Here is a 3,369-nt window from a genome sequence, read left to right on the forward strand (position 1 = left end):
CCCTCGATGAAGTCGACGTCGGGCTTGTCCATCTGGCCGAGGAACTGACGGGCGTAGGCGGACAGGCTCTCGACGTAGCGACGCTGGCCCTCGGCGAAGATCGTGTCGAACGCCAGCGACGACTTGCCCGAGCCCGACAGCCCGGTGAAGACCACCAGGGAGTCGCGCGGCAGGTCGACCGAGACGTTGCGGAGGTTGTGCTCGCGCGCTCCACGGACGATCAGGCGGTCGTGGGCGCGGCGAGGGGCGACAGAAGCATCAGGCACGTCCGCAATGCTAGGGGCCACCACCGACATACCCCCTCCCTGACACCGCGGCACCTCGCCCCGGGCGCTCGCGCGCTGGCAGGCACCTCTCCCCCGGCTCGTCTAGTCTTGTCCGTATGACGGACGCCCCGGCCCAGCAGCACGCCGCCGACCTCGCGCTGCTGCGGGTGGAGTCGGCGCGCCTCGTCGCCACCGTCGAGGCGCTGGGCGCGGACGGCATACGGCACCCGTCGCTGTGCGAGGGCTGGAGCCGGGCCCACGTGATCAGCCACGTCAGCCGCAACGCGCGGGCGATGCTCAACCTCGTGGCGACCGTCGAGGGCGACCCGACGCCGATGTACCCCTCGCGCGAGGAGCGGGACGCCGACATCGAGCGGGGCGCGGCGTCGTCGTACGACGACCTGCTCACCGAGCTGCGCGACACCTCCCAGCAGATCGTCGACGCCCTCGCGGCCATGCCCGAGGCCGCGCTGACCCAGACCGCCCAGGCCGGCAACGACCCCGCGGCCATGACCAGGCTGGCGGGTGCCGACCTCCCCGGTCACCGGCTCCGCGAGGTCGTGTGGCACCACGTCGACCTCGACGCGGGCCACACCTTCGCGGACGCCCCGCCCCAGGCCGTGCGGCGCTGGTTCGACGAGGCCGTCGCGGACCTGCGGGCCGACGCGCGCTGCCCGTCGATGACCTTGCGCACCGACGAGCGCGACGTCGTCGCCGTCGGTGACGGCCGCCCCACCGTCAGCGGGCCTCGGGCGGGCCTGCTCCTGTGGCTCGTCCGTGGACGACCCGACCAGATCGTTGCTCCCTCCCCCGACCAGCTCCCCGACCTCACACCCATGGAGGACCTTCCGTGACCTACACCGGCGACGTCGCCCCCGGCGGCCCCAGCGACGTGCGCGAGCTGCCGCACCTGACCATCCGCAAGGCCGCGGTGTCGTCCATGCACAACAACGTCTACCTGCTCACCGACCGGGCGACCGGCCGGCAGCTGCTGGTCGACGCCGCCGACGACGCCGGCCGGATCACCGCCCTGGTGGCCGAGGGCACGGGCCGGCTGGACCTGCTCGTCACGACCCACCAGCACTGGGACCACACGCGGGCGCTCAAGGACGTCGTGGAGGACACCGGCGTCGAGACCGCCGCCTCCGCGGCGGACGGCGCGGCGCTGCCGGTCCGCCCCGACCGCGAGCTCGCGCACGGTGACACGATCACCCTCGGCGAGAGCACCCTCAGGGTCATCGAGCTGCGCGGCCACACGCCCGGCGGGATCGCCCTCGCCTACGACGACCCCGAGGGCGACTCGCACCTGTTCACGGGCGACAGCCTGTTCCCCGGTGGCGTCGGCAACACCAAGAACCCCGGCCAGTCCTTCGACCAGCTCATCGACGACGTCGAGGCCCGCATCTTCGAGGAGTACGACGACGCGGACTGGGTCTATCCCGGCCACGGCGGCGACACCACCCTGGGCGCGGAGCGTCCCAACCTCGACGAGTGGCGTGCCCGCCGCTGGTGACGGCCGGCCGGCCCCACCCCGCGGTGGGACCTGCCCGGTCCAGCCGTTAGGTTTGGCGCCGTCCTCGGTGTTCGACGGAGAATCTCTCAAGGAAGTGTCCTCATGCGCGCGCTCGTCAAGCCCCACGCCGGTCCCGGTCTCGAGCTGAGAGAGGTCCCTGAGCCCCAGGTCGGTCCGGGCGAGGTCAAGATCCGGGTCCTGCGGGCCGGTCTGTGCGGCACGGACCTGCACCTCGAGCAGTGGGACGACTGGGCGGCGTCGATGGTCCGCCCACCCATGACCCTGGGGCACGAGTTCTACGGCGAGATCGTCGACATCGCCGACGACGTCGTGACGGCCCACGGGTCGGGCAACCTCCAGGTCGGCCAGCGCTGCTCGGTCGAGGGCCACGTCGTGTGCGGGATGTGCCGCAACTGCCGCGCCGGGCGGCGACACATGTGCCTCCACACCAGCAGCATCGGCGTCAACCGCGACGGTGCGTTCGCCGACCACGTGGTCGTCCCGGCCACCAACGTCTGGGTGCAGCCCGACGACATCGACCCCGAGCTGGGTGCGCTGTTCGACCCCTTCGGCAACGCCACGCACACGGCCCTGCAGTTCCCCATGGTCGGGGAGGACGTGCTCATCACCGGCGCCGGACCCATCGGGGTGATGGCCGCGGCGATCGCCCGGCACGCCGGCGCCCGCCACGTCGTGGTGACCGACCTCAGCGACTTCCGCCTCGGGCTGGCCTCCGGGGCCGGGGCGACGCGAGTGGTCAACGTCGGTCGCGAGTCCCTGAGCGACGTGCAGCGCGAGCTCGGCATGACCGAGGGCTTCGACCTCGGCATGGAGATGTCCGGCGCCCCCGCCGCGATGAAGGCCATGATCGACAACTGCAACTTCGGCGCCAAGATCTCGATGCTGGGCCTGCCCAAGGAGGGCTTCCCCGTCGACTGGGGCACCGTCATCACGCACATGCTCACGATCAAGGGCATCTACGGCCGCGAGATGTTCGAGACGTGGTACCACATGACCTTCATGCTGCAGACGAGCGCCGCCCTGCGCGACGCCGTGCGGTCGGTCATCACCCACCGCGTCGGGCTGGAGCAGTGGCCCGAGGCCTGGGCGGCGGCCCGCTCGGGCGAGTGCGGCAAGGTCGTCCTCGAGATCGCCGACTGACCCTCGCGCGCCGTCCGTCCCGGCCGGACCCGCCCCCGACCCGAGCTGCTGCCCGATCCCTCACGCACCCAAGGAGACCCGATGTACGGAACGACGAAGGACGAGCTCGCCACCACCCTGCAGGAGATCAAGGACGCGGGTCTGTGGAAGTCCGAGCGGCAGCTGACCAGCCCCCAGTCGGCGCACGTCACCACCAACCGCGCAGAGGCCCTCAACTTCTGCGCCAACAACTACCTGGGGCTGGCCGACCACCCCGAGGTGGAGCGGGCCGCCGCGGAGGCGTTGCGCGAGTGGGGCTTCGGGATGGCCAGCGTCCGGTTCATCTGCGGCACCCAGAGCCAGCACAAGGACCTGGAGGCCGCGCTGTCCGACTTCCTGGGGACGGAGGACACGATCCTCTACAGCTCGTGCTTCGACGCCAACGGCGGT

4 protein-coding genes and 1 pseudogene are annotated in these 3,369 nt (G+C 71.7%); 4 read left to right on the top strand and 1 reads right to left on the bottom strand.

Annotation, left to right across the window (positions count from 1 at the left end; translation table 11 throughout):
* Positions 1–296 (bottom strand): annotated as a pseudogene (locus B2P18_RS17960) (excinuclease ABC subunit A); the annotation flags it as partial.
* An 86-nt stretch (positions 297–382) separates the two neighbouring features.
* Here B2P18_RS17960 and B2P18_RS17965 point away from each other — a divergent pair.
* From B2P18_RS17965 to B2P18_RS17980, 4 genes are all read left to right on the top strand, one after another.
* Entirely contained in the window at positions 383–1,120 is a 738-nt protein-coding gene (locus B2P18_RS17965) for a maleylpyruvate isomerase family mycothiol-dependent enzyme (RefSeq protein ID WP_029210490.1), read from the top strand.
* Positions 1,117–1,779 carry an MBL fold metallo-hydrolase gene (locus tag B2P18_RS17970; protein ID WP_029210489.1) on the top strand — a complete coding sequence of 221 codons (663 nt, stop codon included), beginning with the start codon at positions 1,117–1,119 and terminating at the stop codon, positions 1,777–1,779. Before B2P18_RS17965 ends, B2P18_RS17970 begins: the two co-directional genes overlap by 4 nt.
* 102 nt (positions 1,780–1,881) lie before the next feature.
* A complete protein-coding gene (gene tdh / locus B2P18_RS17975) occupies positions 1,882–2,940 on the top strand; it encodes an L-threonine 3-dehydrogenase (RefSeq protein WP_019286052.1) in 1,059 nt (352 codons plus the stop codon).
* 81 nt (positions 2,941–3,021) lie between these two features.
* On the top strand, positions 3,022–3,369 hold a 348-nt coding region (locus B2P18_RS17980), incomplete at its 3' end, for an aminotransferase class I/II-fold pyridoxal phosphate-dependent enzyme (RefSeq protein ID WP_286961809.1).

Origin of the sequence: Arsenicicoccus sp. UBA2120 (assembly GCF_002330965.1) — a bacterium.
In the GTDB taxonomy this organism is placed as follows: Bacteria; Actinomycetota; Actinomycetes; order Actinomycetales; family Dermatophilaceae; genus Arsenicicoccus; species Arsenicicoccus bolidensis.